The organism is Mycolicibacterium anyangense, assembly GCF_010731855.1.
Classification (GTDB): Bacteria; Actinomycetota; Actinomycetes; order Mycobacteriales; family Mycobacteriaceae; genus Mycobacterium; species Mycobacterium anyangense.
Map to the genome: position 1 here is coordinate 4,146,960 of NZ_AP022620.1, position 23,829 is coordinate 4,170,788.

Annotated in this window: 23 protein-coding genes; 8 read left to right on the forward strand and 15 right to left on the reverse strand. The window is 65.5% G+C overall.

Annotated elements, in window-relative coordinates; genetic code table 11:
• The first annotated feature begins 103 nt into the window (after nucleotides 1-103).
• On the forward strand, nucleotides 104-1,717 hold the full coding sequence (locus G6N35_RS19685; protein ID WP_163805757.1) for an arylsulfatase: 1,614 nt from the start codon (nucleotides 104-106) through the stop codon (nucleotides 1,715-1,717).
• Between the two features lie 11 nt (nucleotides 1,718-1,728).
• Here G6N35_RS19685 and G6N35_RS19690 read toward each other — a convergent pair whose 3' ends face one another.
• A complete protein-coding gene (locus G6N35_RS19690; RefSeq protein ID WP_246224415.1) occupies nucleotides 1,729-2,097 on the reverse strand; it encodes a hypothetical protein in 369 nt (122 codons plus the stop codon).
• A 128-nt stretch (nucleotides 2,098-2,225) separates the two neighbouring features.
• Between G6N35_RS19690 and G6N35_RS19695 the strand changes: the two genes are divergently transcribed.
• Both G6N35_RS19695 and G6N35_RS19700 read left to right on the forward strand, forming a co-directional pair.
• The gene (locus tag G6N35_RS19695; protein WP_163805759.1) at nucleotides 2,226-2,825 is read left to right on the forward strand and encodes a CIA30 family protein; all 600 of its coding nucleotides are present in this window, start codon (nucleotides 2,226-2,228) and stop codon (nucleotides 2,823-2,825) included.
• 17 nt (nucleotides 2,826-2,842) lie between these two features.
• Entirely contained in the window at nucleotides 2,843-3,283 is a 441-nt protein-coding gene (locus G6N35_RS19700) for a pyridoxamine 5'-phosphate oxidase family protein (RefSeq protein WP_163805760.1), read from the forward strand.
• 3 nt (nucleotides 3,284-3,286) lie between these two features.
• On the opposite strand, the gene G6N35_RS19705 is transcribed toward G6N35_RS19700, so the two are convergent.
• From G6N35_RS19705 to G6N35_RS19720, 4 genes are all read right to left on the reverse strand, one after another.
• Nucleotides 3,287-3,553, reverse strand: coding sequence for a muconolactone Delta-isomerase family protein (locus tag G6N35_RS19705; RefSeq protein WP_163805761.1), 267 nt, complete (start codon nucleotides 3,551-3,553; stop codon nucleotides 3,287-3,289).
• 122 nt (nucleotides 3,554-3,675) lie between these two features.
• Nucleotides 3,676-4,416, reverse strand: coding sequence for a DUF5666 domain-containing protein (locus tag G6N35_RS19710; RefSeq protein ID WP_163805762.1), 741 nt, complete (start codon nucleotides 4,414-4,416; stop codon nucleotides 3,676-3,678).
• 107 nt (nucleotides 4,417-4,523) lie between these two features.
• Nucleotides 4,524-5,864, reverse strand: coding sequence for a cytochrome P450 (locus G6N35_RS19715; protein ID WP_246224416.1), 1,341 nt, complete (start codon nucleotides 5,862-5,864; stop codon nucleotides 4,524-4,526).
• A 119-nt stretch (nucleotides 5,865-5,983) separates the two neighbouring features.
• Nucleotides 5,984-7,342 (reverse strand): FAD-dependent oxidoreductase, encoded by a 1,359-nt coding sequence (locus tag G6N35_RS19720; RefSeq protein WP_163805763.1) that lies wholly within the window; start codon nucleotides 7,340-7,342, stop codon nucleotides 5,984-5,986.
• A gap of 222 nt (nucleotides 7,343-7,564) precedes the next feature.
• On the opposite strand from G6N35_RS19720, the gene G6N35_RS19725 reads away from it, so the two are divergent.
• Nucleotides 7,565-8,953: an oxygenase MpaB family protein gene (locus G6N35_RS19725; protein ID WP_163805764.1), complete on the forward strand. Its 1,389-nt coding sequence runs from the start codon at nucleotides 7,565-7,567 to the stop codon at nucleotides 8,951-8,953.
• Here the strand turns inward: G6N35_RS19725 and G6N35_RS19730 are convergent.
• The 5 genes from G6N35_RS19730 to G6N35_RS19750 form a co-directional block, all read right to left on the reverse strand.
• Nucleotides 8,950-11,088 carry a DNA gyrase subunit A gene (locus G6N35_RS19730; RefSeq protein ID WP_163805765.1) on the reverse strand — a complete coding sequence of 713 codons (2,139 nt, stop codon included), beginning with the start codon at nucleotides 11,086-11,088 and terminating at the stop codon, nucleotides 8,950-8,952. The genes G6N35_RS19725 and G6N35_RS19730 overlap by 4 nt on opposite strands.
• A 9-nt stretch (nucleotides 11,089-11,097) precedes the next feature.
• On the reverse strand, nucleotides 11,098-13,131 hold the full coding sequence (locus G6N35_RS19735) for a toprim domain-containing protein (RefSeq protein WP_163805766.1): 2,034 nt from the start codon (nucleotides 13,129-13,131) through the stop codon (nucleotides 11,098-11,100).
• A gap of 135 nt (nucleotides 13,132-13,266) precedes the next feature.
• Complete coding sequence (locus G6N35_RS19740) at nucleotides 13,267-14,220, reverse strand: amidohydrolase family protein (protein ID WP_163805767.1); 954 nt, start codon at nucleotides 14,218-14,220, stop codon at nucleotides 13,267-13,269.
• Nucleotides 14,221-14,278: 58 nt separating this feature from the next.
• Nucleotides 14,279-14,557 (reverse strand): hypothetical protein, encoded by a 279-nt coding sequence (locus G6N35_RS19745; protein ID WP_163805768.1) that lies wholly within the window; start codon nucleotides 14,555-14,557, stop codon nucleotides 14,279-14,281.
• A gap of 53 nt (nucleotides 14,558-14,610) precedes the next feature.
• Nucleotides 14,611-15,660 (reverse strand): M20 family metallopeptidase, encoded by a 1,050-nt coding sequence (locus tag G6N35_RS19750; protein ID WP_163805769.1) that lies wholly within the window; start codon nucleotides 15,658-15,660, stop codon nucleotides 14,611-14,613.
• A gap of 379 nt (nucleotides 15,661-16,039) precedes the next feature.
• Here G6N35_RS19750 and G6N35_RS19755 point away from each other — a divergent pair, with 379 nt between their 5' ends.
• A complete protein-coding gene (locus G6N35_RS19755; protein ID WP_163805770.1) occupies nucleotides 16,040-16,744 on the forward strand; it encodes a TetR/AcrR family transcriptional regulator in 705 nt (234 codons plus the stop codon).
• Here the strand turns inward: G6N35_RS19755 and G6N35_RS19760 are convergent.
• A complete protein-coding gene (locus tag G6N35_RS19760) occupies nucleotides 16,741-17,211 on the reverse strand; it encodes a PaaI family thioesterase (RefSeq protein WP_163805771.1) in 471 nt (156 codons plus the stop codon). The two genes, G6N35_RS19755 and G6N35_RS19760, sit on opposite strands and share 4 nt — an antisense overlap.
• A gap of 178 nt (nucleotides 17,212-17,389) precedes the next feature.
• Between G6N35_RS19760 and G6N35_RS19765 the strand changes: the two genes are divergently transcribed.
• Nucleotides 17,390-17,992, forward strand: a complete 603-nt coding sequence (locus G6N35_RS19765) for a TetR/AcrR family transcriptional regulator (protein WP_163805772.1) — start codon at nucleotides 17,390-17,392, stop codon at nucleotides 17,990-17,992.
• 3 nt (nucleotides 17,993-17,995) lie between these two features.
• Here the strand turns inward: G6N35_RS19765 and G6N35_RS19770 are convergent, their stop codons facing one another.
• The 3 genes from G6N35_RS19770 to G6N35_RS19780 form a co-directional block, all read right to left on the reverse strand.
• Nucleotides 17,996-18,760, reverse strand: a complete 765-nt coding sequence (locus G6N35_RS19770; protein ID WP_163805773.1) for an NAD(P)H-dependent oxidoreductase — start codon at nucleotides 18,758-18,760, stop codon at nucleotides 17,996-17,998.
• Nucleotides 18,761-18,839: 79 nt separating this feature from the next.
• On the reverse strand, nucleotides 18,840-20,024 hold the full coding sequence (gene mftD / locus G6N35_RS19775; protein ID WP_163805774.1) for a pre-mycofactocin synthase MftD: 1,185 nt from the start codon (nucleotides 20,022-20,024) through the stop codon (nucleotides 18,840-18,842).
• Nucleotides 20,025-20,067: 43 nt separating this feature from the next.
• Nucleotides 20,068-20,880 carry a mycofactocin-coupled SDR family oxidoreductase gene (locus G6N35_RS19780; RefSeq protein WP_163805775.1) on the reverse strand — a complete coding sequence of 271 codons (813 nt, stop codon included), beginning with the start codon at nucleotides 20,878-20,880 and terminating at the stop codon, nucleotides 20,068-20,070.
• A gap of 151 nt (nucleotides 20,881-21,031) precedes the next feature.
• On the opposite strand from G6N35_RS19780, the gene G6N35_RS19785 reads away from it, so the two are divergent.
• The gene (locus tag G6N35_RS19785) at nucleotides 21,032-21,613 is read left to right on the forward strand and encodes a TetR family transcriptional regulator (RefSeq protein ID WP_163805776.1); all 582 of its coding nucleotides are present in this window, start codon (nucleotides 21,032-21,034) and stop codon (nucleotides 21,611-21,613) included.
• A gap of 69 nt (nucleotides 21,614-21,682) precedes the next feature.
• Here G6N35_RS19785 and G6N35_RS19790 read toward each other — a convergent pair whose 3' ends face one another.
• Nucleotides 21,683-23,128: an APC family permease gene (locus tag G6N35_RS19790; RefSeq protein WP_163805777.1), complete on the reverse strand. Its 1,446-nt coding sequence runs from the start codon at nucleotides 23,126-23,128 to the stop codon at nucleotides 21,683-21,685.
• A 96-nt stretch (nucleotides 23,129-23,224) separates the two neighbouring features.
• Here G6N35_RS19790 and G6N35_RS19795 point away from each other — a divergent pair, with 96 nt between their 5' ends.
• Nucleotides 23,225-23,827, forward strand: a complete 603-nt coding sequence (locus G6N35_RS19795; protein WP_163805778.1) for a TetR/AcrR family transcriptional regulator — start codon at nucleotides 23,225-23,227, stop codon at nucleotides 23,825-23,827.
• Nucleotides 23,828-23,829: the final 2 nt, after the last annotated feature.

Consider the following 23,829-nt stretch of genomic DNA (forward strand, 5'->3'; position numbering starts at 1 on the left):
CCGGCCCCGCGCGGTAGCTCGGGGCACGATGCGGGGTGCCCCGAAGCAGCATTGTCTCAGCGCCGGCGGGGTCTAGGGGCGGTCCGTGACAGGATGCTTCAGCGTGACGCGTCCCAACTTTCTGGTCATCGTCGCCGATGACCTCGGGTTCTCCGACATCGGCGCCTTCGGCGGTGAGATCAACACGCCCAACCTGGATCGCCTCGCCAACGCGGGCATCAGGTTCACCGATTTCCATTCCGCTCCGGCCTGTTCGCCGACGCGGGCGATGCTGCTGACCGGAACCGATCACCACGTCGCCGGGATCGGCACGATGCTCGAGATGGCCGCCCCGGAGTTCGAGGGCGCCCCCGGCTATGAGGGGTATCTGAACGACCGGGTCGTGGCGCTGCCCGAACTGTTGCGCGACGCCGGCTACCTGACGTTGATGTCGGGCAAGTGGCATCTGGGCGACACGATCGACAGGTCGCCGTGGGCGCGGGGATTCGACCGTTCCTTCGCGCTGTTGCCGGCCGGTGCCAGCCACTACGGCACCCGCGGGGGCGGCGGGCGCTCTGCGGTGCCGACGATGTTCACCGAAGACGATCAGTTCGTCACGGTGGGTGAGGACTTCTACTCCTCGGATGCCTACACCGACACGCTGCTGCGGTACCTGCGCGAGCGTCCCCAAGACGCCGGGGACCAACCCTTCTTCGCCTACCTGCCCTTCCAGGCGCCGCACTGGCCGCTGCACGCGCCGCACGAGACCATCGCCGCCTACCACGGCCGCTACGACGCCGGGCCCGACGCACTGCGCGAGGAGCGGTTGGCGGCGCTCACCCGGCTGAGCCTGTGCCCACCCGACGTCGAGCCGCACCCGGTGGTCGCCGACGGCGCCCCCGAATGGACGGACATGACCGACGCGGAGCGCGCCGTCTCCGCCCGCAACATGGAGGTCTACGCCGCCATGGTGGACAACATGGACGCCAACATCGGACGGGTGATCGACTACCTCGAGGGCACCGGCGAGCTCGACAACACGGTCGTCATCTTCCTGTCGGACAACGGCGCGGAAGGCACGATCGTCGAGGCCATGCCGCTGCGCGGCCCCGAAATCGAAGCGTTCGTCGCCAAGCACTGTGACAACAGCGTGGACAACCTCGGCGCTCCCACCTCCTGGGCCTGGTACGGCCCGCGCTGGGCGCAGGCGGCCACCGCACCGTCGCGGCTGCACAAGGCCTTCACCACCGAGGGCGGAATCCGGGTGGTGGGCTTCGTCAGCTGGCCGGGCTTTGCCCGCCAGGGCGAGATCGGCACGGCGTTCACCACCGTCATGGACATCGCCCCGACGGTGCTGGAGCTGGCCGGCGCCGAGCATCCCGGTACCGAGTACCGGGGCAGGGAAGTGGAGCCGATGCGCGGCCGGTCGATGGTGCCCTATCTGTCCGGAGAGGCGGACGCCGTACACGACAGCGACACCGGCACCGGGTGGGAGTTGTTCGGCCGCCGCGCAATTCGGCAGGGTGACTGGAAGGCGCTGCAGCTACCCCCGCCCTACGGCCCGGGCACCTGGCAGCTCTATGACCTGTCCCGCGACCCGGGCGAGATCCACGACCTGGCCGCTGCCCGACCCGACAAACTGGCCGACTTGCTCGAGCTGTGGGACCGCTACGTCGAGGAGAACGGTGTGATCCTCGGGCCGGTGTCGCTGTTCGAGATCGACCTTGAGGCGTACTGACGCGAGCGGGACTACGCCTCACCCACACTCGGCCGGTAGTGAGCCGCCTCGGCCTCGGCTTCGAGCAGTGCGCCCAGCTCACCCTCCTGCTGGGCGACAAACACACCCATCACCTGCCGGCATACCTCCGGGACGCTCACCCCACGTACATCCGCAATACGTTTCAGCCCGAGCAGCATTGACGTGGACACGTGAAACTGCACAGTGAACTGACCGCACGAACCGTCCTCAGGCGCCAACCCCGGACCCACCACCACAGGTTCATCCACCTGGTACTCGCCCATTTCGGTACGCCGGGCTCGCTCGACAGCTCCACCGCCAGAGCCGCCACCAACGGCTGCGGCCGGGTCCCGGAACTCCTCATGACTGAACAGACCCACTCCGTCCACGCTAGACCCCGCCGAATTCCCAGGCGAGGTGGCACGGCCACCCACTGCCGGGCTCGTGGTTCTGATTTCGTAATCCCGACGGTGTTCTCCAGCGCGGCCCGCGTCCCTACATTTGCTAAATGGGGAGTCTTCGACACCGGTGGCGGCCGCGGACAGCGCTGGCGAGCATCTTCCTGACGGCAGTGATCCTGTCGTTCGGGAGCACGGGGTTAGCCCGGGCGGACGAGTCCGTCCTCGTCGGTTTCGGTGATCCCGCCGCAGTATCCACCTGGACAACGGTGAACGATCCTGTCATGGGCGGCCGGTCGACCTCGACGGTCACCTATGGCGACGGTGGCCTGGTCTTCTCGGGCACCATTTCGCTGGACAACAACGGCGGATTCGCCTCGGCCCGTGGTCTGGTCGATCCCGCGATCGGGGTGGGAGCTGCCGGCGCGGCAGCGCTGCGTATCGCGGCATTGGGCGACGGCAAGACCTACGTGCTCAAGGTGGAGACCGGGCAGCCCTGGTCCTACATCCAGCGCTTCCCCACCAGGACCGGCGTCCTTCAGAAGTACGACCTGCCCGTGGATAACTTCGAAGCGGTGGGCAGGTTCCTCGATCCCGTACCGGCACCCCCGCTCGACCCGTCGACCATCAATCGGGTCGGGATCTACATCCTCGACAAGCAGGAAGGCCCGTTCCGGCTCGTCGTCCGTGCCATCGACAGTGTGAGCTGAGAAACTAAACTATCGCCATGCCAAGGAAACTCAGTGACGACGAAGTTGCCGCGTATCTCGACAGCCGCCCGGGGTGGGCGGTCCTGAGCACCATCGACTCGGACGGGTTCCCGCACTCCGTCCCACTCGGATACTTCCGCCTCGACCGCGACGTCATCCTGGGTGTGCGTGATGGCACCCGAAAAGTGGCCAACATCGAAAGCAACCCGAACGTGAGCATCATGCTCGAAGACGGGTCCACGATGGCAGATATCCGTGGCGTGATGATCCAAGGTCGCGCCCGCATCGTCCGCGAACCGGGTGAAGCACTTGAGCTCGCCAGGCAAGGGGCCCGCGCCCGCGGCGTGCCCGAGGCCGACTGGCCCACCGCTCCCAGACCGGGTGCCGCCTATATCCGCGTGACTCCGGTCAGAACGCGGTCGTGGGATTACTCGAACCCGACGGCGGGCCAGGCCTAGCAACTAGGCCGGCGGTTGGTCCGTCGGATAGACGTCGATCGCCCACCACTTCGCCATCGGCAGGGTCTGGACCGTGGCCTGCGCTTCGGCGGCGTCCTCGGCGAGGATCCCGAGGAACACCGTGCCCCGCGCGGACGAGATGTGCAGGGAGGTCAGTCGACCCTCGCCTTGGAGCACCTTCACCTGCGCGACCTCTTCGGCAATGACAGATTTCATCTGGGGCAGATCGGTTTCGGGGTCGAACGTGGCGATCACCATGAAGGTCGGCATGGAAGGTTGCTCCTGCGGTTGTTCGGACCGATGGCTGGACGGGGCGATCATACGGAAGCGTCGATGCGGTAACCCCGCTGCCGCCATCGATCGCAGACCGCACTCACCCAAGGCGCGCGGTGCTACCGGCGACTTCCGGGGCACTTTCCGTTGTCGGCGGGGTGTAGCGCGATCATGTCGGCCTGCAGGGTCCCGCTACTGTCGGTGGTCCCTCGCGCGGTGATGCACTTGCCTTGGGCGATCGCCTGGATGTTGGCGGGCACCCGCTTGGCATAGGTCGTGTTGCTGGCGAGGGCGACGGTGGTCGGTGTCGGAGCGCCAGAGGCGTTGATGATCAAGGAGTTACCTCCGATCGAGCTCACCGTTCCACGTACCGGGCCGGTCGGCCCCGGCGAGCCGGAGGCGGGCGCCGATGCCGTCGACGGCTGGGCGCTGACGAAGCACCCGCTGTTCTTCGCTGGGACGATCTGCACCACCGCTGCCGTCAACGAGCCATTCGGGCCCGGTGCCCCGCCATGCTCTGGTCGTACGCTCACACAGCTGCCCACGGTGACGTCGGTGACGGCAGCGGGGTCGGTCTCCCAGACCTTGGTGCTCGCTGAGAAGCCCACCGTGACTGTGCCGTCCCGCTTCTGCACCGATGCGGTGGTGCCGCTGACGGATTCGATCAGACCGGCGGCGTGGTCCTTGCCGCTCTTAGCGGTCGGTGCGGAGTTCGATGATGCACTGCTGGTCGCCGATGCCTGGGGCGCCGGAGGGGCGGCGGACGACCCGCATGCGGCGACGGAGATCGCGACAAGACCAGCGACGAGCACGCCGGAGGAGCGCCGTTGCAGCGGCGACGCCGAAGGAGTGAGATGCATGGGTCTACCGTCGCGGTGGGAACTTGGATGGCGCTTGGGGCCACTCATGAGATCGCTGTGCGTAGGAAACGGGCCGCGGTTGTTAGCCGGTGGTCGCTGGGAATTGGTTAGGTGGGTGCGTCCGCCAAGGCGGCAAGGTGGGGAGCTGATTGACGACGCGTCAACCGGACGTTCAGCCGTTCCAGCCCTCGCAGGGTGGGGTTTGTCCGCCAGTGTGGCTGGCCGAGTATCTCGATGGCGTCGACATTGTCGACGATCTCTCGCAGCACGGTGTGGCCCTCCAAGCGCGCCAGGTGAGCGCCCAGGCACAGATGTATTCCAGACCCGAATGCGACGTGTCCGGTGGGGTTGCGTTCGACGCGGAACTCGTCCGGGTCCTCGAACTGACGTGGGTCACGATTGGCGGCACCCCACAGCAGCAACACCCGCGACCCAGCCGGGATCGTCACATTGCCGACGACGTAATCCGAGCGCGCGGTCCGGTAGAGACCCTGGATGGGCGAGTAGTAGCGCAGTTGCTCTTCCACAGCGCTCGGAATGAGCTCGGGGCGAGTCTGGAGGAGACGCAGTTGGTCCGGGTTGGCCGATAGCGTGAGAAACAGTGTGCCCAACATGTTCGTGGTGGTCTCGTTACCGGCAAGCAGCAGCAGGGTGGAGAAGAAGAACAGCTCGTCATTGCTGAGCCGGCCCTCGTGCGCGTTGGCCACGAGACGACCCAAAACCGTGTCTTCATCGAGCAATTCACCTCGCTCGAGCTTGCCGGTGAAGTACTCGTGGAAGAGCCCGATAGCGCGCATCCCGGCGGCCGCCTGCCGGAGCCCGGCAGGCGATACATTCGCCGATGCCAAGCGAACCGTCTCGTTCGACCAGTCTTTGAACGCGGCGAGGTCGTCACCGGCAATGCCGAGAATGTGCGCAATGATCGCCGTAGGCAATGGCTCGGCCAGAGTCTTGACGACATCGACTGACTCGCCGCGGAAAAGAGCCGCCGTGTGTTCGACGCACAGTTGCTCGATCATCGTCTGCCAGGACTGGAGCGCGCCGCGGGTGAACGCGGGCTGGGCTTGCTTGCGCATTGCGGTATGCCGTGGCGGATCAACAGTCAGCATGGAGTCCGCCCTCATGCGGATGAACGTGACGCCATCAGCGCTCGACAAGACGTCAGAAGCTCGTGCTGCCGCCCGCACATCCTCGTAGTGGCTGAGGATGAACATGTCCCGACTCTGGTTGAAGTGGACCGATGGCCCGGACAGCAGCTCCGGGTAGTAGCGGTAGGGATCTGCGGCCATCTCGTGATCGAGCGGATCGAAATCGGTGATCGCAACACCGGCTGGGATGGGTCGGCGTCGTACCCTGCGGGTGATCCTGCGCGCCGCGTCGGCGGAGAAGCCCCCAACCATGGTTGGCGCAAACATCCGGATGAACTTCAGCTGCGATCCGATCGGCACCAGCGGAGTTTAGGCACCCACCGTTATCCGAGAATCGAAATTCGGAAAGCTTGGCCGTGAATGCGGCGGTCCCGCATCTGTTGCGCGGCAACAGCGGAGGCGCCATACCCGCAGCGGCTTCACGCCTTTGTCCATTGACGGACAAGCCCGGGATGGCGTAGGTGGGTTGTCAGGATCTGAGCAAACAGTGCCGGGTCTTGCAATCGTTCGGGCGGGTCGATCAAGCCGCGGACGCGCAGCAGCCGTTCGGCGACGCCGATGTCCACCGTGGCCGCTGCCAGTGCCGCCCGCTGGAGCGCATTGCGCGCGCGGCGCCGAATTGTCGGGTTCACCGGGGCAAGCCGTTCACTGGCCTTGTTCGCCGCCCACACCGGTGCCATCTGGTCGGCGGCCGCCCGATAGAAGCGGTCCATCAGACCGGCGGCACTGCCAGTCAGACAGTCACGGAGTGCGAGCGCCTGCAGACCTGCCATCGTCATCCCCTGGCCGTACAGCGGATTGAGCGTGCACAGCGCGTCACCCAGCACGAGCAGGCCGGTGGGCAACCGGGGGACTTGGTCATAGCGGCGCCACCGCGCAGCTGTTGCCCGCGACATCGCGATCTGCCCCAGTGGCTCGGCCGTGTGAAGGGCGGTGCTGATGGCAGGTGGCAAGAGATCATCGGCGATTGTCAGCATTTCGGCCAACGTCCGTGGTGGCGGTCCGCTCACGGCTGAGCGGGAAATCGCCAACATCCAGGTGCCGTGTTCGTAGGCCATCAGCACCGCGCCCGGGGCCGAGCCGCTCTGGTTGACGAACGCCAGTCGCTCGCGGATGCGCCCGGGTGCCACGCGCAGGAGGTGGCTGGAGTATCCCCAGTTCGCGGGGAGCCGGTCCTGGGGTACCGGACCGTAGCCGCGACCTTCCAGGAAAAGGTGGGCGCGCGAGGCCCGACCGGTCGCATCGACCACTAGGTCGGCGCCATGGTCGCCAGCGATACCGTTGGCGTTGTTCACAATTCGTGCGCCTACGATGGTGTTGGCTGCCATCAGCGGCTCGACCATGGTGTGGTTGTCGAGGATCGTGACATTCGCCAGCCCGGTGAGTCGGCGACGCACGTGGAACTCGACAAACGGGCGGCTCGCCTGATAGGCCGCCAAGGGTTGGGGATCGGCCAGCTTGCCCGAGGGAGTCAACTCGTAGCCGAAGCTGCGGACATACAGCCGCGACAAGTCGTCGCCCTCGTCGACCGTGGCCCCGGCCGTGGCAAGCTCCGTCAGGATTCCCGGGAAGAGTTCACCGAGCAGCTGCGTGCCGCGACTGAGGAAGTTGTGCAGATGGCGACCCTGGGGCACTCCCTTGCGATGTTCCGGACGGTCTGGCAGGACGTCGCGCTCTACTACCGTCACCGACTCGTAGAACTCCGAGAGCACCCGGGAAGCCAACAGGCCGGCGAAGCCAGATCCGAGAACCACTGCGTGCGAGCGTCTTTCGGCCATCGCGGCACCCTTCGTCGCGCGAGGACGGACGTTTCGTCCGTACTGGCAACGTCGACGATACACGGAAAATAAGAAAGATAAGAGAAAATTAAGCGAAGTCTAAGGCGCGGTCGACCTCGGCGGTGAAACCTCAGCCGGAAAACCGGAAACCTTCGTTCCCAAATAGCCCTATCCGCGATACCGTCGAGGCAGTGCCCACGAATTCCGAGATGGGGTCGCCTCATGACTGTGACTGGTGAGCGTCCGGACCTTCTTGTCGAGAACGTCGACTTCAACCGCCGAGACCATCCTGAGCGGCCGTTGCGGCCGATCCCGCCCGGCCGCGACCACTTCGCCGACCAATGGCGCCGGATGCGCGAATTCCTGTTCGGAGAGTGGATCGACATCGACAAAGAGGTCGAACCCAGCGACCTCACCCGGCTGCGCGACGACTACTTCTGGCAGCGCGACGAATACATGATCGGCGCGGTAGACGCGTTCGAGCGTCTCGGACCCGAGCAGGGCCGGGCACTGTTCGAACAGGCGTTGACCCAGGGCATCGGCACTCTCGATGACCCACCGCAAGAATTCGTCGACCTCTTCGATCATCTGGACCAGCTCCCGGCACAGTTCGACCTCGAATCTGCCGAGCGAGGCCGGATGCTGGCGATGTCGAGCACCTGGGCCGCCACCACGATCATCCGTTCGTGGGCGTTCTACGAGACCGCGATGACGGGTGACATCTCCGCGGCCACCGGCGCCACGGGTCGCTTCGCCGACGACGGCCCGCGCCGCTTCATCGAGACCGCGCGAGTGTTCGCGGCTTTCACGCTGCCGGACATCTTCGACCGGAACTCGCAGGCTTTCCAGGATGTGGTGCGGGTCCGGCTCATGCACGCGTTGGCCAGCCGCGGGCTGCGCCGGAAATGGGGGGATGACGTCTATCTGAAGTTCGGGGAACCCATTCCGGTGACCTCGCTGCTGGGCTTCGGCAGCGGCATGCTGCTCGGACGTCTCGTCGACCACGCGTTCGGGCGCACGCTGTCGCCGCATGAGCTCGAGGATCTCGCCGAATACTCGTCGTTCTCCGGTCGCCTGTGGGGAGCTCCCGAGTTGCTGCACTCCGGGAACGGCCTCGAACTCATCAAGTCCCTGAATTATGTTCTGGCCAGGGGCGGCAACCCGTCGCCGTGGCGTGCCGAGCTGGTAGACGCCATCGCCGGCCCCGCACACCTGACCACCTTGACCGAGGCGCTTCCGGATTGGGTGCGCAACATCGTCTCCCGGTATGCCAACCAGATCACGGCCAGCATCGCCCTGGCCCCTGCTGGCGTGGTGTTCGGGTACCAGCAGATCGAAGCCATGGTGGCCGGCACGCTCTTCGAGACATTGGGCTACAACTTTGAACGCCGAGCGCGCTACTTCGAGCACATCACGCGCGTGAACGTCGGCATCGCCATGATTGCCGACGCCCTGCCGTGGTCGAACCCGATCCGCGAGCGCAGGAAGAAGAGCGGGGCGGCCGCACGCGAGCGAATTGCCATGCTGGACAAGATCGCCCGCGACCGCCAGAGCCCCTCGACCTACACCCACCACGACCGGTCGACGTCCGGGGAGGGCTTCACCGGTTAGCTCGCCGGCGTGACGTCGCTTCCCGATCCCTTGATCGATGCCTTGGCGCGGTTCTCCGCGCGCACCGCCCGGGTGCCGCGTACGTAGCCGCTGGTCGAGATCGACGCCGCCAGCAGCGCATCCTCACCCTTGATGAACGGATGGAAGCCGACGCCGGCGCCGCCACGGCCCTTCACCGGAATGTCGGCGACTTCAGTGACCTTCCAGCTCTTCTCCGCCAGCGACAGGATCGCCTCGCCGTTACCGCACGACACCGGCAGGGCGGCGATCACCTCGTCTCCGTCCCCGGCCAGCTTCACCCCGGCAACGCCGTTGCCTGCCGCGCCCTGCGGATTCACCGCAGCCGGGTCGATCCGCAGAATCTTGCCGCGCCGGGTCACCAGCGCCAGGTGGTAGCCCGGTGGGAGCACTCCCGAACGCACCAGCCCGGTGATGTCCGGTGCCACCGGGATGTCGCGGATCTTGAACGGCAGACCGTTGCCGGTGGTGAACTTCACCCGGCCGTCGGTCCATACCGCCCAGCCGAGACCGGAGGTGAGCAACTCACCGTGGCTGTCGGAGAACACGCCGCGGTCATCGAGGCGCCAGGCAGTGTTGACCTTGCGCTCGCGAGGCCCGTCCTCGTCCTGGCTCGAGCTCACCGGGGTGGCCTCGGCGTCCAGGACGGTCCGTCGATCGAATTCCGGCCCCTTGAACAACTTTGCGGTCTCGACGAGCTCCTGGTCGATCACCGCGCGGCGGGCCTCGGGATTGGACACCAGCTCGGTCAGCTCGGCGAACTCGGCGTCCAGCTTCTCCGCCTCAGCCCGCAGTTCGATCACGTCCAGCTTGGTCAGCCGTCGAAGTTGCAGTGCCAGAACATAATCAGCCTGCACGGCGTCGATCTTGAACCGCTCCTGCAGCCCCTGGCGGGCCTCGTCGACGGTGTCGGAGCCGCGGATCACCGCAACGGCAGCATCGATGTCCAGATGGATGGTCATCAGGCCGGCGACCAGGTGCCGGCGGGCGGTGACCTTCTCCAGCCGGTACTCGCTTCGGTGCAGCACCACCGAATCCCGCAGTGTCAGGAACGCCGCGATCAGTTCACGGACCGACCACCAGCGGGGCACCCGGTTCTCGTCGAGGGCCACCAGGCTGGCGGCGAAGGTGGACTCCAGCGGAGTCAGCGCCAGCAGTTGGTCGCGGATGTCCTCGGCGCTGTGGCCACGCTTGGCGGTCACCACGATGCGCAGCCCGTTGCGACGGTCGGTGAGATCCGACATATCGGCGACACCGGACATCTCGCCGGACTCGACCAACGCCCGAATCCGTTCCTGCACAGTGTTGCTCGCAACACCAGGCGGAAGCTCGGTGATGACGCAGTTCTTGCCGTCGATGTGGATCGTGCCGCGCACGGTGAACGCACCCCGACCGGTGGTGATGTACTCTCGTAGGCCCGCGGTTCCCACGACGGTGGCGCCGCATCCCCAGTCGGGTCCGGGAATCAGCTTCACCAATCTGTCGTCGGTCATGTTCGGGGTCTTCAGCAGTGCCCGGCAGGCGGCCATCACTTCGCGCGGATTGTGGGCAGGCACCTTGGTGGCCCAGCCCTCGGCGATACCGACGGCACCGTTGCACAGCAGCACCGGCCACTGCGCCGGCAGCATCGTGGGTTCGGTCCATTCCCCGTCGAACGTGGGAACCATCGGGACGGCGTGATCGTCGAGTTCGGCGGTCAGCGCCGCACCGGGTGCCGACAACCGCATCTCGGTGTAGCGGTCGGCGGCCGGGATGTCACCCTGTATACGGGGGAAAGCACCCTGTCCGTCAATCACTTTCACGCGCTGGAACTCCGCAGCCATCAGCGCGGCGGCTCCGTACATCGAGGCGCCGCCGTGCGGGTGCAGGTTACCGGTGACCGCCGAACAGACCTTCGACGATTTCTGCGGCTTGTTTCCGGGCAGCAGCTTCGAGTCGTGCATCTGGTAGAGCAAGCGCCGCTGGCCGGGTTTGAGCCCGTCGAATGCCGACGGGATGGCACGGTCGCTGACGCTGTACAGCGCGAAGGTCAGTTGGTAGTGATTCCAGTAGTCGTCGGCGCTCTGGTCGAGCACCAGGTCGGGGTTCTGTTCGGGGATGTCCAAGGTCGCGGTCACGAAGTACTCCTAGTCGAGGTCCAGCGCGGAGGTGTCGACGCGGGAGGCCACATCGGCCATCCACGTGCGACGGCCCTCGGGCGGCCCACCGAACAATGTGTGATGCAGCTTCATCTCGCTGTCATCGAGGTGGACGCGAATCACCGTGCGCCGCTGGGGATCCAGCACGGTGTTCCAGAAGTCATCGGCGTCCATCTCGCCGAGACCCTTGTTGCGCTGCACTTCGATCCGCTTCTTGGAGGTGGCCTTCAACTGCGCCACCGCCGCGTCCCGTTCGGACTCGTCCTGACAGTAGATCCGCTCGTCACCGTTCTTCACCACGAACAGCGGCGGCAGCGTGACGTAGACCATCCCGGCCTCGACGAGCGGCCGGTAGAAGTCCAGGAACATCGAGATCAGGCTCGAGTTGATGTTGCCGCCGTCGGGGTCGGCGTCGGAGGCGAACAGGATCCGGTCATATCGGCACTGTTCGGGATCGCAGTTGTCCCGGACGCCACAGCCCAGAATGCGCTCGATCGAATCGAATTCGTCCTTGGCGCGGGCCTTGCTCAGGGCGAAGCCGTAGACATTGGGCGGCTTACCCTTCAGCGGGAACGCGGCCTGGAAGGTGGCGTCGCGCGCGGCCTTGATGGTGCCCAGTGCCGAGTCGCCCTCGCAGAGGAACAGCTCGGCCCCCGAACCGCGGCCGGTTTCCCTGCTGGGCAACAGTTTCGGCGGCAGCGACAGATTGGTGCCGAGGCCCTTGGCCTTCGACGCGGCGCGCGAGCGCGCCTTGGCGCCTTCGGCGCTGCGCCGCGCCCTGGCGAATTCGAGCGCCAGCTTGGTCCACAGCGAGACCGCGTCACCGTTGGCCGGGTTGGCGGCCCAGATGGTGACGCTGCGGGCCACGTCCGGTGCCATCGCCAGGTTCAGCGAGCGCGACGACACCGCGGTCTTGGCCTGGGAATCCCACGACACGTCGGGCGCCCGGGTGTCCACCGCAAGGGCGGTGACCGCCGCGAAATCCTGTGCCTCAGGGCCTTCTTCACCCTTGGCCAGACCCAGGTCGCGGATTCGGGACGCCCGGTCAGCCAGGGCTTCGGACAATCCCTTCATGGCCGCGGTCAGGTGTGAGCCGCCGCCGGGCGTACGCACGGTGTTGCAGAACGCCGCCACCGTCGCCGGCTCGGCCGGACCTGCGGTCAGCGACCAGCGAAACGGTGTCGGGCCACGACCGGTGGTGTATTCACCGCGGCCCTCCACGACGGCCCGAACCGCCGGCGCGGGGGCGCCGGCCGCGGTGCACATCAGGTCCAGCAGCGTGTCGGTACCCCAGGGACCGTCGAACGGCTCCAACAGTGCCGGCGCAACCTCCTCGCCGGGCCAGCCCTCGTCGACGACGACCAGGTGCACACCGGGGGACATCCGCGCGGCCGCGTGAGCGCGCAGCAGCACCTCGCCGATGCTCAGGGTGGAATCCGGCACGACGGCCGGGTCGAACAGGATGCGCACTTCTGTGCCCTGCGCGTCGGGCTTGCGGTTGCCGACGCCACGAAGCTTCTGGGTGTCCGCCCTGGTGAACGGCGCGTTCGGGTCGAAGTCGTTACCTTCGAACACGCCGGGGTAACCACCCCCGAAGCTCTGCAGATAGGTCTTCCCGGCGCGCCGGACCGTGACGTCGGTGCGGGCGGAGATGAAGACCGCCGCCGCAGCGCCGATCCCGTTCAGGCCAGCCCCGGTACTGGTCGCGTCGGCGTGCGCGGAGAACTTCCCGCCGGCGCGGGCGGTGCCCAAGGTCTTGACGATGCCGTTCTTCCCGGTGGCGGGGTCGGTGTCGACAGGCAGGCCGCGTCCGTCGTCGGCCACACTGACCGAACCGTCGGCGTGCAGGGTGATCGTCACGGTCGACCCGCCATGGCTGGGGTCGGCCACCTCCTCCACCGCGTTGTCGATCAGCTCGCGCAGCGCCGTGTTCAGGACGTCCAGACCGAGGTTGACCGCCGGCCGCAGGCGGGTGTGCTGGACATCGTCGAGCTCGGTGATGTCAGCGGCGGTGTAGCTCACGTCTCGTCCTTTCCATCGGGTAGGCGCCGGTGGAATGGTAGATCGCCGGTCCGACTTTCTTGTGTATCCGCAGCTGAGGCCGCATGCCCGCGGGGCGTTGCGGCGACCGGACGCGGCTGCGTCGGCCCAGACGGATCAGCCGTCCACCCGGTACAGCGACCGTGAGTTGGCGGCGAGAATGGCGTCGGCGACCGTCTCTGCGAGAGCGGAGGTGTACCGCCGGTCCGACACCCGGCGCTCGAGCACGCGGCCGAGGATGTCGCGTGCTGCGCGGGTGCCGGCGTAGAACAGCTCGGGCGACCACGCATCGGTGCCGAAGAGGATCTTGTTGTGCGGCACATAGTCGAGCCATTCGTCGAGGCATCGATCCAGGACCACCCCTGAGAGCATCGGAAGCCAGGAATAGTCGACGTACACGTTGGCGTAGGTGGCCGCGTACCAACCGACCAGCGTGTTGGCCGGGAATCCGCCGTGCAGCACGATGATCTTCGGGCGGCCGAGTGCGGGATCGGCGAACAGCGGCTCGAGGTTCACCGGTGAGGCGTTGGTCCACAGCAGACCGGGTGCGTCACCGACGGCGGCGTGAATCTGGATCGGCAGGTCATGGGTGGCGCAGGACTTCACGACGAAACGGGCAATGTGGTCCTGCAGTGCCTTCGAGTCAGCCGGCGTCCGCAGGTGTGCGGGTGTGTCCCAGACCCGCTGCGCCTGCGCCGACGGCACGTCGTCGAAGGTGAGGCTGCGCACGTAGGCGCAGTTGATCTTGCCCGCGCCGATGCCGGCGGCCCGCCACTGGCTGATGGTGGCATCGGCAAGCTCGAGCACATCGGCGAGGGTCATCTCGTCGAGTGGGCGGCCGGCACCGCGCAACGTCTCCTGCAAGGCGCCTTCGTAGAGCCCGATGGTCCCGGTGTGAAGTCCGCCCCGGGACTTCTCGCGGTCATTGTGGCCTGCGTAGATGAACTGGTCGAGGTAGGGCACCCACCGCAGCCGCGGATACTTCGAATAGGCGGCCGGCCATTCCGGCACATTGACCATGACCGCTGCCAGGCCCGCCCGGCCGATACAGTCGTCGTAGAGTTCGACCATCGACTTGCTGCGTTGGCCGTCCACCAGGCTCGCGAGATCCCCACGGCCATAAAGTGTTTCATAAGCGCGGTCCTGCAGCAGTTCGTAATAGCAGCTTCCCCCGGGCGTGCGCCCACCGCTCCAACTCCGGCTGATACCGCCCTTCGAGTCCGGGATCGTCGCCCATGGCGATCTGCTCGTCGGGCGACGTGACGGACAGCAACATGCCGCGGGGAAAGAGCAATCGCAAGTCCTCATGGCTCAACGCCACATCGGCCTGTCGATCGTCCCACAGTCCCACGTGCGCGTGGCTGTCGATGGCCGGAACGTCATCGATGAAGTCGGCGATACCGGTCATCGAGACCGGCCACCGACGGCCCGACTAGGGCCGACTGCTGATGTGTGCAACATTCATGTACTCCGATTCTGGGCAGAAGTGAGAGCGTCGATGGCCAGTCCATAGCCGTGGATGGCGTGGGTGACTTCGGTGAGGGCGACCCGTTCTTCCGAGGTGTGGGCAAGGGCGGGGTCGCCGGGTCCCCAGATCAGGGTCGGCACACCCGCCTCGCTCAGGAACGACGCGTCGTTGCACGCCTGGTCGAAACCGAATGATGCGTGGCCCGTGACGGATTGGGTTGCCTGGTGGGCCGCCCGGGCCAGGTCGCTGTCCTCGTCCAGCAGGCACGGCGGCCACCGCTTGATGACCTCTGCGGTGATGCCGAACCTCGGGTGGCGCGCGGCGACCCGTTCGATGGCATTGGTGAGGTCACTGAGGATGTCGCTGGTGGAGTCGTGCGGTTGTAGGCGACGGTCGACGGTGAATGTCGCTTTGTCGGCGATCGAATTCGGCACTGTGCCAGCATGAAAGGTCGTGACGGTGAATGGAGCGGATCCGGTCGGCGAGCCGGCGGTACGCCGGTCGCGATTCTGGAGATGGGTCACCAGTTCGGCCGCCACCGGGACCGGGTTCAGACCGGCGCCGGGGATCCCCGCATGTGCGGCGGCTCCCTCGACCGTGATGCCCACCCACAGCAGACCGCGGTTGCCGAGGAATGGCTGCAGCCCGGAGGGCTCCCCGCAGATCGCCCAATCGAATTCGGACAGAGCGTGTTCGGCGATGTAGGGGATCAGACCGTGATCGCTACCCGTCTCCTCGTCCACGTCGACGAGCAGTGTCACACTGCCTTCTTCGAGGCCACCGCTGGATGCCAGGGCCCGCAGAACTCCCGCGAAGCAGGCCAGGCCGGCCTTCATGTCGCAGGCACCCCGGCCGTGCAGATGTCCGCCGTCGATCTGGGCACCGAACGGGTCCCGGTGCCATCCGTCATCGGTGGGCACGACATCGATGTGCCCCTGCAGCAGGATGTTGACACCCTCGCGCGGGCCGGCCAGATGTGCCCGCAAGGTCGGCACGCCCGCCGCCGATCTGGACACGCCGACCTCGATCTGCGACTCGCTCAAGTAATCAGACAGGACAGTCAATGCCGATTCGACGGCTGCGGCGTCAGAGGTGATCGACGGGCACCGCACAAGACGAACCAATAGATCGACGACGGAAGGCTCGACAGCCTTCAGCGCTGCTACGAATGCGGGTCTCACGCTGCTCTTCCCAGGTATCTGTCGCCAGCCTGTCGTATGCCCGGTTGAGGTGGCATCGGCGCGCACGGCCAGCGGATGGTCAAACTATCGACTGACAGTTTGCCGCAAAAGCGCAGGCCAACCGTGACACCTGCGCAACGAAGCTGACGTGCTGCGTTACGTCTTTATTGCGGATGTACCTGTCGTGTGACAGGTTAGCCAGTTGCTAGGGAAGCCGCGGCGCGGTGGGCAAGATGAGGCAATGGCGACAGAGGAGAAGGCTGCTACACCGACAGCGCGACGGCGCGGAGTGAACGGACGCGACGCCATCTTGGACGCAGCGGCTCACCTGTTCACCACGTTGGGTTACGCCGGTACCTCCACCAGGGCGATCGCCGACGAGGTCGGGATCCGGCAGGCGTCGCTGTATCACCACTTCAAGACCAAGGACGACATCGCGTGCGCGCTGCTGAGTCAGACGGTGACACCAACCCTGGACCTGATCCCGGAGCTGCTGCGCGCGACGCCGACGCTGGCCCCGGCAGCCCACCTGCACGCGCTTGCGACCTTCGACGGGGACCGTCTGCTCAACCGCCGGTGGAATCTCGGAACCTTGTACCTGCAGCCTGAGTTGCGCACCCCCGGCCTGGCCCCGTTCTGGACCGGACATGACAGGTTGCGGTGGCACTACCTGGCGCTCAGTCAAAGCATCATCGCCGATAGCGACGTGCACCCTGCTGCAGCGGAATTGCCGTTTCGCATCGTCGAGTCGTTGGTGGGCATGTGGGCCACCGAGCCGGGTGCATATCGCGACGCACTGCCGGTCGAGTTCGCCAACGCTTCCCTTCGGGTGCTCGGTGTGTCCGAGGAAGATGTCCGCCGTCACGGGCAGCGCGCACGGATCTTCCTGGAGCGACGGGCCAGCAGTGCGGCGACTCGGATAGAGATTCCCGCAGCGCAGCGCTAGTGAGGTTCGTCCGGTGCGACTCGGTCCATGACCAAGAGCGTCGAGGTTGCAGTTGCCAGGATGCGGCCGGCGGAATCCTTGATGTCGGCCTCCGCGAACGCTGCTCGCCGGCCGACCTGCTGTGCACGTCCCTCGACCCGTAGCAGACCGGTATCCGCCACGATGGCCTTGCGGTAGGCGACCTTCAATTCCAGTGTGGTGTAAGTATGTTCCGCAGACAGTCTGGTGTGAACGGCGCAGCCGCACGCGGAGTCGAGCAGTGTCGCCGCGTAACCGCCGTGCACGGTGCCAATCGGGTTGTAGGCCTTCAGGCTCGGCTGTGCGGCGAATACCACCCAACCGTCGCCGGCCTCCGTCAGCGTGAAGTCAAGGGTGTCGCCGATGGGCGTGCGGCCACCCGTGGCGATCATTGCCTGCAGGAATTCAAGACCGGAGAGTCCTGGTGCCATATCGTCGACAAGGTTCATGCGTCACACCTTTGCTTCACACAGCGCCAAGCCGATCCGTCACGTCCGCATGCGCCAGTTGCGGACGATGGGCACCAGGGCACGTGTACCCGAATAAAGTTACTGACCTGTACGCCACTTAATATAGGGTACTGGTCTGTTACTTTGTCAATCGGACAATGAGGGAGGGTGCAGCGATATGGAGGCGACGGGCCGCCCGCGGCGTGGAGCGCCGCCAAAGGGTGAACCGACGGCCCGCGAACGCATCCTGGCCACCGCCGGTGAGCTCTTCTACCGCGAAGGCATCCGCGCGATCGGCGTCGACACCGTCGCGGAGCGCGCCGGCGTGTCAAAGACGAGCCTGTACCGCCAGTTCGAGTCCAAGGATGCTTTGATCGCAGCCTTTGCCTCCGGGCAGGATCAGGCATATTGGCAGTGGTGGGACGGCCTCGAGGAGCGGTACGCCCAGGATCCCCATGCACTGCTGGAGGCGTTGCTATCCGGGATCGCGAAGCGAATTGCGCGTCGGGATTTTCGCGGGTGTCCTTTTCTGAATCTGTTGACGGAATTTCCCGACGATGAGCATCCAGGCCGCAGAGTTGCCGCCCGCCACAAGTCCGAGATGCAAACCCGGCTGATCGGACTGTGTGGCCGTCTCGGTGCCGCCGAGCCCGATCGCGCGGGTTCGCAGCTGGCGCTCGTCATCAACGGCGCCTACGCATCTGGTGGGGTATCGACAAGCCGAAACCTCAAGGAAGACTTGGTCGATGCGGCAGGCAAGCTACTCGGCCAGCCGCGGTGAGCGTCATTGCTCAGATCGGATATGGGCGGCGAAACCGGGAGGCGCGGTAGCCGCAATCTCCTCGGTCAGTTCGAACGTGACCGCGGTGTAATCGTCGGCTTGCGGCCGGTAGGGGATCGGCTCGTCGGTGAAGAGCCTGTTCATCCTGCCGCGAACCTCGTGCGCCGCCGCCAGGAAGTACTCCCGGTCGATCCTGCCGGCCCGGTACAGCACATAGGGCGCCAGAACGTCGAAGCCGGGATAGAACAACATCCCGTGATTGACCGGGAACAGCAGGTCGTCGAGCGGTCCATGAACGCCCCGGGCGCTGTAGTAGGACGGAACTCCGCCGACCATCACCATGAGCATTGCGCGCTTGCCGACCATCCGCCCCGCGCCGTAGCGTGCGCCATCGGGCTGATAGCCGATGCCGGCGGTCCAGACCCGGTCGATCCAGCCTTTGAGAATGGCCGGCATCGACCCCCACCACAAGGGAAACGCAAGAATGAGTGCGTCTGCCCACAGCACCTTGTCCTGCTCTTCCAGGATGTCCGGCGCAAAGGCGCGATCGTTCATCGCCGCCATTGATGCAAAGGGCAGCGGCAACGGTTCATCGGCGCTCTGCCCGGTGAAATCGTCGCGATCGTGAGCGGACTTCCAGCCCATCGCGTACAGATCGCTGATCTTGACCTCGTGCCCGTCGGATCGGAGCTGTTCGGCAGCCACGTCCCGCAGGGAATTGGTCAAGGAGTGCGAATCCGGATGGGCAGAAACGATGAGGACATTCACAATTCGGATCCTTCAGGTTGTAGCTGGGCCGCTGGAGCTAGGTCAGCGCCGGCCGTTTCCGGTGGAACGGGGGTTGAGTTCAGGCAACCGTTCCTAACGCAGCCTCGAAACCCGTTGGGACTAGTAGGTGTTCACGGGTCACCTCGCGGACGCTGCGAAGGCTGAGCCCCATCAGCGTCGAGTCGATGCCCATCCGTAGCAAGTCCAGCACGTTCTCCACTCCTGCTTGGCCGTTCGCGGCCAGGCCCCACAGGTACGCACGGCCGATCATCACCGCGCGCGCACCCAAGCCCAGCGCTTTGACGACGTCGCTGCCCCGGCGGACGCCGCCGTCGAGCAAGACTTCGACCTGGTGTCCCACCGCGTCGGCGACTGGCCCCAGCGCCCGGATCGTCGCAGGCGTCCCATCGAGGTTGTTTCCGCCATGGTTGGACACCGAGATCGCCGTGGCACCGATGTCGACAGCCCGCTTGGCATCGTCGATCCGCGTGATTCCCTTGACCATGAACGGTCCGTCCCACTGTTCGCGCAACCATTTGAGGTCATCCCAGGTAGGCGGCGGGGTTTCCATCCATTGGCCGTAAGCCTCGAAGAACGTCGGTGCTGTCTCGTGTCTACCGTTGATGTTCGGCACGGTCAGATCGGGGATGGTGACTTTCCCGCCGTGTACCCACCGCAATGCGTACCGCGGTCGCACGGCGATCTCGGGCGCCAGTTTCATCAGCGCCTTCAGATTGACCCGTTCCGGTATCTCGGGGCTGCCCCAATCCCGCCCGACGTTGAACACCCAGTCGGTGGTGACGATCAATCCCGTTGCGCCAGCGTCCTTGGCGCGCATGGCTCTGGCCAGGATGTCCTCGCGTGAGCCCAGCCAGTAGAGCTGGAAGAGCGTCTTGCTGTTGGCTGCGATCACCTCCTCCATCGGTTTGGAGGCGAAGCTGGACAGCCCCATGGCGATCCCGCGCGACGCGGCTGCACGGGCCACCGCAACCTCGCCGTCGGGATCGACGGCCTGCACCCCGGTCGGGGAGATCAGAACCGGCATGGAGATCTGTTGTCCCAACACCGTTGTCGTCAAGTCGCGCTCGGCTTGGACGCCGATCACGTGCGGGGCGAAACCCAGCTCAGTAAAGGCTCTTTCGTTGTCGGTGACGGTGGAGCCGCCCTGCGCGCCGGCGATCAGTGAGGAGTACACCGAGCGCGGTAACCGGCGCTGTGCGCGGCGCTGAGCTTCGGTGACGGTTTCGAACCATGCATTGGCCATGACAGACCTGTCCTTCTTGGTAGCCGATGTGGGAGTGGGTGAATCAGATCTTGGTGGCGCCGTGGTCCGGGGTGATCTGGCTGCCGGTGATCGTCCGGGATTCATCGCTGGCCAGGAACAGCACGACGTTGGCGATGTCTTCTGGCTCGGAGATCGGCGGGTCGAACCAGTACTGGCCCATCGCCGCGCCGAACGACGGGTTGTCGGTGAAGACTTTCTGTGCGTCCGCGCCCATCTGGCCCATGGGCGTGTTCACCCCCCAGGGATGGACGGTGTTGACCCTGATTCGGTAGGGCGCCAGCTCGATCGCGGCTGACTTCGCCAAGCCGACAACACCATGTTTGGCAGCGCTGTAATGCGCCTGTCCCGGTAGCGACTTGATGCCGGCCACCGAGCTGGTGGCGATGATCGATCCACCATTGCCGGCGTCGATCATCACCGGTGCTGCCGCACGCAAGGTGTTGTAGACGCCGGTGAGATTGATGTCGATCATGTCCTGCCAGGCCTGTGGTTCCATCTCCCAGAACCGGCCCCAGCTGACGATCCCGGCATTGGCCACCACGATGTCGAGTCGACCCAGTTCTGAAACCCCGTTGCGGACAAGGTTTTCCAGCGCAGCCAGGTCGCGGACGTCGGCGACGGAGTGCACGACGCGCTGACCCGTTTTCTCCACCAGGCGGGCGGTCTCGGCGAGGTCCTCGATGGTGGCGGAGGGATAGTCCGTCGCGGTGGGTTGTGCGCAGATATCGGTGATGATGACGTCAGCGCCCTCCTCCGCGAGCTTGACTGCCTCCGCTCGACCCTGTCCGCGTGCCGCGCCTGTGACCAGTGCGACCTTGCCAAGCACTCGCTTCATGAGTCAGTCCTCCTGTTGCTATCCGATGCCTGGCGACTGGGTGCCAGGCCGTTCTGTGGACGCGGGGCTCGTCGGCTCGCCACATCCACAACTGCACAGTAAGTCAAGATGGCAGATTGTGCCAGTATGACCTGATATGTATTATTGCGGCATGGCAGAGGTAGGTGACCTACGACACCGCCGCAGGCAGGCCACCGAGTTGGAGATCTCCACGGTTGCCTTGGCGATGTTCGCTGCCAACGGTTTCGACAACACCACCGTCGAGGCCATTGCCGCGGCCGCGGGAGTATCTATCCGCACCTTTCATCGGTACTTCCGCACCAAGGCGGATGCGATCGCTCCCATCCTGGACAACATTTGGCGCACCTGCATCCAGGCGTTCGCCGACACCGATCCGGACGCTCCCCTGATCGAGAGCCTCGTGGACGCGTTCACCCTGGCCGCCGACGGTGAGTTCTCCGAGCGCTACCGGGAATTCCTTCTCACGCTGCCCAATTCACCCCAACTCGAGCCGACCTGGCTGCGTATCCACGCCGACTCCCAACGTGCGCTTCGGCCGTTGCTCGCGGCCCGCCTCGATATGCAACCGGACGATCCGACCGCTGACTTCCTGTCGTCGGTGGTGATCAGCGCATTCCGGGTCGCGTTGCAGGCGCACCACGATGACCCCGACGTCTCCGAGTTCGCCCTTGCGCGGGACTTTTTGTCGCTCCTGCGCCCTTGTCTGGAGTGACACCCGCCAGTCCCAATCACCCTCGATCTGCTGGACGTTCATCATCGCGAGTGGTCAGCTCGGCAAAGTTCAGTCGTCAGCCTCGGCAGCGTCCAGCAGCAGCAGATGCGTCTCGTTGCGTGAACGAAGGTAGGCGAAGTGGTACAGGAACCCGACCGCCACGATGCCCGCGGCGATGCCCAGGCTAACCCACTGGTTGGGATCAAACACGCCGATGATGATGATGCCTGCGATTGCCGCGAGCGCCAGCAGCGCAGGCACCGGCCATAGCGGCATCCGGTAGAGGTCCAACGGGACCTTGGTGCGCTGCCTGCGCACCACGATGGCGGCCAGTGCGATGAAGGCGAAGCTGAACGCCGTGGTGGCGCCGGTGGCATTGACGAGAATCGTCATCGGCACAAAGCAGGCCAACCCCGACAACACACCCATCACAATCGTCGCGACGCGCGGCATGTGAACCGAATCAGAGATCCGGGCAAGCGGTTTGGCGATGACGGCCGGCATCGCTTGGTCGCGAGCTGCGGAGAACAGCAGGCGTCCCGCCTGCAGGCCCAGGGCGATGTTGGCGTTGAGGATGGCCAGCGCCATGGAGAGCAGGACGAACATCGTGATCGCCGAGCCGGCCCGCTGCTCAAGGAATTCCTTGACCGGAAGATCCGCTCCGATCAGATCGGTCAGTGAATCGGATCCGAGAAGTATTGCCGCCAAGGGTATTACCTCGACGACGACGGTGATGACAGCGGCCCACAGGACGGCGCGTGCGACGTTACGGCGGGGGTTCTTCGTCTCTTCGGAGAAATAGATCGCGCCACCGTAGCCGTACTGGGCCAGCACGCCCTGGGTGATCACGAGCACCAGGCCCGCGATTCCGATCGGAGCCAGGTTGCCGGTCGAGGTGTCGAGTGCCTGCGGCACAAGGATTGCCGAGACCGGACGCTCGATGTGGATCACGCCGAGGACGGTCAGCAGCGTCAACGACGCCATCTCGACGAATAGGAAGCTGCCCGTCACCCAGGCGTTGGTACGGATGTTGAAGCACGCGATGACGGTGGCCAGCACGGTCACGACCAAGGCGGTGACGAGCGGGTCGGCTCCGGAGATGGCTACCCCGAGATAGTCGGCCACACCGAGGGCGAAGATCGCCTGCAGCAGTGGCAGCGAGATGAGACCGATGAAGAACACGGCGACGCCCGCGGCAGGGCCGAGAGTGCGTGCCACCAGCGCGTAGTCGGCTCCGGCAATGGGATGGCGGGAGCCCAGTTCGGCGTAACAGAGCGCGATCAACAGACTGATCACACCGCCGAGCAGAAAGCCCCAAAAGACTCCTGTGCCGTACGAGGTGATTGCCGCGCCCCCGAGGATGAAGACACTCGCCGCCGGCGAGATCGACGACAGGGTGAGCATGACATTGCCGCCGACGCCCAGGGACCGCGCCAGTTCATTGTTGTAGCTACCGGTCGTGGCGGCGGGCAGTTCGCCTTCGCCGGTTGATGCGGTGTCGAGTGATTCGGACATCGGCCAGCTCCTTTGAGCTCAAGCGGTCTTCAATTCTTTGACATCCGAGTCAAAGAATTGATAAAGGCTGGCACGCGCTTGCGTTACTGTCAACCGATGGCACGACATCGCGATCAACGGGCACGGCGTGAAGCGCTGATCGAGGCCACCTATGCCGCCGGTGGCGACCTCGGGCTTCGGGCCCTGTCGCTGACCGATGTCGCCAAACGCGCGGGGCTGACCCGTGGTGCCGTCCTGTACTACTACGACGACCTGGACTCCCTTCTGGTCGAGGCGCACGCCGCGGGCGTCGCCCGGTTCTGCGACGAACGGGATAGGGAGATCTCGGGGATCGAGGATCCGCGCCGGGCTCTCGATGTCGCCATCACGATGGGCCTGCCGAGCGGACCTGACGATGCGCTGATGCGTCTGCTCTACGAGCTCGATGTGATGGCGGGTTCCTCTGCGCTGCATGAACAGTTGGTGCAGGAACTCGATCGGCGCCAGTTCGCCACCTACCACGGCATTGTGTCGGCCGGTCGGCGCAGTGGAGTCTTCGCCCCGGTTCTGGGCGATGACCTCGTGGCGACGACGTTGGCGATGCTCGAAGACGGCTACGGGTTACACATCGTCACCGATCACACCACGACCCATGACGCGGCGGCAGACGGAATCCGCTCTGTTGCAGAGCAACTCGGCTGTCCCACGTTGCGGTCCTGATG